The following is a 5,032-nucleotide window of genomic DNA, read 5'->3' as shown; positions in this document are numbered from 1 at the left end:
GTTCCCCCGCCGCGCTGCTCGTAGCGTGTCTGGGCGGGTAAAACGATGACTTCTTCCCCTTCCAGGACGGTGGATCGGTTGAACACAATGTCCTGATGAACGCGCAACGGAACGCGCTCCATCGCTTCGCGCATGTACGTAGGATCCGGCATCGTCTCGAAGAGATTGCCGCCGATGCTGTACAGAAGCTCCATTTTTCTTTCGTGCGCGGCTTCCAGCATCTGTCCCACGCGAAGTCCTTTCACTAAAGCGACCGGATGCCCCCACTCTCGGCTGAAGTACGCCGCCTAAAAGGAAATTTCAAGAATGGGAGGGTTGTACGGAAGGATGAAGCCCGGGGGTTGGGAGGGAATATAGACGCGACCGATGTGAAAAGGGAGACGAACGAGGATGGAGAAGCGGGAAATAGGGGAGGATAGAGAGAGCCGAGGCTCACTCGGGGCATGAAGGAAATTTCAAGAATGGGAGGGTTGTACGGAAGGATGAAGCCCGGGGGTTGGGAGGGATCGACGCACGAACGAAAGAGGCCGAGCAAAGCCTGAAAGCGGGAGGGGTAGACCTTCTGGTATACGTGGGGTCTCATACCGTCATGACGGCTGAATCCAAACGTTGGCAAGTCGAATTGCGTTAATGAGCGTAGATCCGACCAGTGCTTACAGACTCACGTGGCGGTAAGGGATCCAAGAAAATTTTGATACAGCATATCTTGGAAAGCCGGGACGAGGCGCCTTTGTTTTCGTTCCTTGGTCCCTCGTCCGTTCTTCCCTCGAGCCAGGGAGGTACGGTTGAGGAAGCGGGGGAGGAACCCTGTCTCAACTTGCCAGCGAATTCTTGCAAAGAGATGGGCGATGCATGAGCGCGGTCCGCAGCCGACTGAATTCGCCGATCCGAGCTGACAACGATCCAATTGGACGCGTCCGGCTTCTCCAACATTTTCTCGATCGTATCGTCGGCCGATACGGTAAGAGGTGAAAAAATCACTTCGATTCCGCCCGTCTGGAAATGGTCGCCGTGGCCGGTGCCGCCGTGAGTGCCGTCAAAGACAATCGTGATCTGATGCCCCTTTACGGTTCTGTATTCAACGAGTGAGCGAATCAGGGCTTCTCGATCCGGATGCCCTGTGACGGCGAGCAGGTTGTATCCGTCGATCAGGATTCGGGTCATTGGGCAGCCTACAAATCTCCCAACAGTCTCAGTTTTTGTTTGATCTCGGAGAGGATCGGCTTGGGGACTGGTTTTAGTTTCTTTCGAAACCTCCGATTATCGATCGATCGGCTCTGATCGATCATGACTTCACACTCCACGGCATTTCCGGCGATTCCCTTGGGGAGCGACACCCGCAAAACGTTCGCACCGGTCAGACGGGTTGTACATGGCAGTATCCAGGTTGACGGATGTTCGGCCGTATTCAACAAGTCTGTCTGTATCACCAAGACCGGCCGCACTTTACCGGCTTCGGTTCCGGTTCTCGGATTCAGATCTGCGAGATAAAGGACGCCGTGTTCAACGGTCATTCGTCTTCAAGGTTCTCTGCGGTGATAGAATCGAGTTCTTCGAGTTCCACGGAAAGCGTTCGCCGGGTCGACTTGGAAGCCTCACGGAAAGCCCGGCGCAGTTCATTTCGATCCACCGTGTCCTTCAAGAGGCGAAGACCACGGCGGACGACCTCGACTTTGGTTTTGAGAGCCAGCTTGGACTGAAGATCCTTGACCATACGGAGCTCCTCGGGGGGCAGAGTGATGCTCGATTTGGTATTTGAGTTCATACTTATTAAATACCACGCGGGCGCAAGCAATACAAGGGGGGCTCTCAAAACCCGCACGTAGAATCTTCTACGTCGAAGCGGGCAAGCTCAAAACTATAAACCGCGCTGATCGAGAACCTTCCCTGTGGTTGCATCGATAGTGACAAATCCTATAGGTGTGTCAGTCCATCCAAAATCAGGATCATCATAATAAAGCATCCACGTCCAGCCCTCGGCATTCCCCCGATTCCCTGGAATCCAAAGCTCGGAGTCTAATTTGAGATTGGCATAGGTCTTTTCAAACTTGGGAAGTTTCAATTTTGAAATGATGTGAAGAGCCTGCTGCCGTGTGATCTTTGGTTCGATGATCACTCGCTTTTCGGACGCCGGAGACGATTTTATAACCGCGACAAAACCCTTTTGCTGTGAACCTTCATTCCCGCTTACAGATACCGTGATCAAGCGGCCAGGATCGACCCTGGAAAGTGGCACGTAATCATAAGTAAGTTCGTAGTCGGGATTAACATGCCATTTGTTGTACGAGGACTTCGGGCGAACAAATTTGTAGTTGTTCTCAAAATATTCTTGTCCGACCTCGCCAGCGATATAGGCGCTGCCCTTTTTAATGATATCGGGCGGGATAAGGTCTTTCTTCGGAAGTAGTTTGCGAATATCGGATGGAAATGTGATGGAAGAAGGAGGGGGACCTCCCTCTTCATATTGGACGTTTCCAGATTCGTCCCACTGTATACTGTATTCGAAAACAACCTTGGGTCCCTGATAAATATATCCCTGAGGTGTTCCGTCATCATACCAGTCACGACGATATTGAAGTGTTCCATTATTGTAATTGGCCTCCCTCGTTACTTTCCCTTTCTCATTTTTCCAGATTTCTTTTCCGTCCTGTTCTTCATCTTGGCATTCGATAAAGGCCTTTCCCTTCTCGCCGTGATCAACGGTCACGATCTTACGATCCTTCACTCCGGCACAGTGATTCGGCACTTCCCCCCAATCCAATGTCACGCCTAGGGCGGTCACACCAATAAAGGAGGAGAGCATCACTCCAAGGCTGATGAAATTGTGCATAGACGCGTTAAATTAAGTAATCGTCATTTCGCGATTACCTCTCGTTTCCTAGATTTCAAAGTCGATCCCGGACGGCTTCAAAAGCCGAAGGAAAGAGGCGAGCGTATCCTTGATGTTTTGAACGATCTCGGGATCTTTGGGTTCGTAGGCCACGTTGGTGATTTCCTGAAGCCGGCGGACATCGCGCAACACAGGCTCATCGATATTGATGGTGGTTCTACCGATGATGACCTGATGTTATCATAAGCTCAATAGTAACTTTTGCTCAATAGGACGGTATAGCGGACGTCAGCCCGTGCTCTGAGGTGTTATCCTCAGAGCACGTAGTTTGGTCTGAACCAACTTTTCAAGGAGCTGACGATGCAAGCAAAATACTCTATTGGGATCGATCTGCACAAGTCTGTGATCCAAGTCTGCGTGTTGGATGAGCGAGGTGAGGTGATCGAGGAATTTCGAGAATCGATCGAGACGCGAGAGGAAGGAAGGATCGTCGTGGAACGTTTGACGACGTGGCGAGAGGGAGGTCGATTGGTTGTGGAGGCGGTAGGGGTGAACCGCTGGTTTGTGAACGCGTGTCACGAAACCGGTCTGGGCATCGTGGTGGCGGATCCGGTGAAACTGAATCTTCAGATGCTGGGGAAGAAGACGGATCGTCGGGACGCAAGAGAATTGGCGAGGCGATTGTACTTGGGAGACATCGACGCCTATGGAACCACGTACTACCCGACCGAGGAAGAATATGGGGTTCGCAAGATTCTGCGGGTGCGGCATCACCTGGTGAAGGTTCGCAAACAGATCACGAGTCAGTTGCGAGCGTTTTTGAACGCCTACAAGCTGCCGGCCCGGGTGGTGTTGTATGGGACGAGGAGTATGGAACAGTTGAAGAGGCTTTTGTTTCCGACCGAGGAGTTGAACGTCTGTTTTTCGTCTCTCCTTTCGAGTTTGGAATCGATTCAACAGACGATCGAACACTTGAGTGAACAGATTCGCAAGAGAGCGGCAGAGGAGAAGCTCCGAAACGTTCGGACGGCATTGCCGGGAGTGGGTCCGCAAACGGCGGCCACGTTAGTGTATGAGTTGGGGGATGTGAATCGTTTTGCCAATGCCAAGGCGGTGGCGGCGTATGCGGGCCTGGTTCCTCGAGTATCTCAATCGGCCGATACGAAGCATCACGGGCGATTAACGAAGCGAGGGAATCGAGAGTTGAGGTGGATTTTAGGGGAGTGGGCGGTCCGTCTCCTCAAGACTAACCGACTCGCTCAAGCGTGGGCGAAGCCTCTGTTGCGACGAATGCACAAGAACAAAGTCCGGATGGCTCTGGCGCGTCGGCTCTTGATCGGCGTTTACATTCTGCTCAAGCGAGGCGAAGTGTTTTCCTTGGAGCGCTGTTTGGCGGTCTAGGGAAAGAAAGATTCCTCCAACGATTGGGATCCGAGCGAGGAGAACCGAGTCGGAGTCCAACGAAGACGTACTTCGGAAAGTTACAGGACCAGAACACGAGTCCGTTTTACGAGAGAAGGCGCCTTCCGAAACATCCTCCTGAGCCACCTTTGCGTGAGCTCGAAACGGCGAACGGACCGACCCGACATCCACCGCGCAGATTCCATTTTCGGGGGTACCTGAACCCTCGGGTCATTCGAAATGATGGATCCTGGGGCCAATAAACGATCCAATTTTCTGGAGGACAGCCGCAATGACATGAAATTGAAGGTAGCCGGATTCGCTTACGACAAAAGCTTGACGTCCGCTAACGGGTAACTTTTAGAAATCCGACGATTGTATTGGGCTAGGAATGTACGCAGCCAAAGCGAAGAGAGAGGGTCTTCGAGTCCCCTCGGCTCCTGTTGGAACGGGAAACGAGGAGGAATTCAGGAAGAGAGGGGGGCCATGGCCCCCGGAACGGACGGAAAGGGATTGAAAAGGGGAAACGAACGCGAAGAACTCCGTTACCCGGTCTGGCGCTGATCGAAATCGGCGTTGGATTCTTCTCGGACCTGGTTGAAGTCGGAGGATTCGTAGGGCCTCGGTTCCTCGGCCGCGACGAGGAAGGGAGTCTTCCCCTGCCGATCGAAGAAGGATTCGACCGGTTTTAGCGGTGGGGCGCGGCAGGCCTGGGGAGCGAGAATTCCGATCTCCGCGGGGTGCGTCACGAACCCGAGGAGCCGCATTTCTTGGCGACAGTGCGGACATTCGATCGGGAGT

The 5,032-nt window shown here is 53.0% G+C and carries 7 protein-coding genes and 1 pseudogene; 1 reads left to right on the top strand and 7 read right to left on the bottom strand.

The genetic code is table 11. From position 1 onward, the window contains the following. The 6 genes and pseudogenes from VI895_00455 to VI895_00430 form a co-directional block, all read right to left on the bottom strand. Positions 1 to 206, bottom strand: a pseudogene (locus VI895_00455) (hypothetical protein). Between the two features lie 421 nt (positions 207 to 627). Beyond that, the gene (locus tag VI895_00450) at positions 628 to 1,164 is read right to left on the bottom strand and encodes an NYN domain-containing protein (protein ID HLG18268.1); all 537 of its coding nucleotides are present in this window, start codon (positions 1,162 to 1,164) and stop codon (positions 628 to 630) included. An 8-nt stretch (positions 1,165 to 1,172) separates the two neighbouring features. After that, positions 1,173 to 1,514, bottom strand: coding sequence for a type II toxin-antitoxin system PemK/MazF family toxin (locus VI895_00445; protein ID HLG18267.1), 342 nt, complete (start codon positions 1,512 to 1,514; stop codon positions 1,173 to 1,175). Beyond that, positions 1,511 to 1,714 (bottom strand): hypothetical protein, encoded by a 204-nt coding sequence (locus VI895_00440; protein HLG18266.1) that lies wholly within the window; start codon positions 1,712 to 1,714, stop codon positions 1,511 to 1,513. The genes VI895_00445 and VI895_00440 overlap by 4 nt, the downstream gene beginning before the upstream one ends. A 144-nt stretch (positions 1,715 to 1,858) precedes the next feature. Continuing rightward, on the bottom strand, positions 1,859 to 2,830 hold the full coding sequence (locus tag VI895_00435) for a hypothetical protein (protein HLG18265.1): 972 nt from the start codon (positions 2,828 to 2,830) through the stop codon (positions 1,859 to 1,861). Between the two features lie 48 nt (positions 2,831 to 2,878). Then, on the bottom strand, positions 2,879 to 3,022 hold the full coding sequence (locus VI895_00430; GenBank protein ID HLG18264.1) for a hypothetical protein: 144 nt from the start codon (positions 3,020 to 3,022) through the stop codon (positions 2,879 to 2,881). Between the two features lie 168 nt (positions 3,023 to 3,190). Here VI895_00430 and VI895_00425 point away from each other — a divergent pair, with 168 nt between their 5' ends. Next, the gene (locus VI895_00425; GenBank protein HLG18263.1) at positions 3,191 to 4,231 is read left to right on the top strand and encodes an IS110 family transposase; all 1,041 of its coding nucleotides are present in this window, start codon (positions 3,191 to 3,193) and stop codon (positions 4,229 to 4,231) included. A gap of 545 nt (positions 4,232 to 4,776) precedes the next feature. On the opposite strand, the gene VI895_00420 is transcribed toward VI895_00425, so the two are convergent. Next, the coding region (locus tag VI895_00420; protein ID HLG18262.1) for a hypothetical protein at positions 4,777 to 5,032 on the bottom strand (256 nt) is incomplete at its 5' end.

It is taken from the genome of Bdellovibrionota bacterium (assembly GCA_035292885.1).
Classification (GTDB): domain Bacteria; phylum Bdellovibrionota_G; class JALEGL01; order JALEGL01; family DATDPG01; genus DATDPG01.
The sequence above is the reverse complement of the archived record's forward strand: the minus strand, read 5'-3'. Positions and strand labels throughout refer to the sequence as shown.

Coding starts and splice junctions, on each gene's coding strand:
- VI895_00450 (HLG18268.1), bottom strand. CDS start 1,164: ATGACCCGAATCCTGATCGACGGATACAACCTGCTCGCCGTCACAGGG.
- VI895_00445 (HLG18267.1), bottom strand. CDS start 1,514: ATGACCGTTGAACACGGCGTCCTTTATCTCGCAGATCTGAATCCGAGA.
- VI895_00440 (HLG18266.1), bottom strand. CDS start 1,714: ATGGTCAAGGATCTTCAGTCCAAGCTGGCTCTCAAAACCAAAGTCGAG.
- VI895_00435 (HLG18265.1), bottom strand. CDS start 2,830: ATGCACAATTTCATCAGCCTTGGAGTGATGCTCTCCTCCTTTATTGGT.
- VI895_00425 (HLG18263.1), top strand. CDS start 3,191: ATGCAAGCAAAATACTCTATTGGGATCGATCTGCACAAGTCTGTGATC.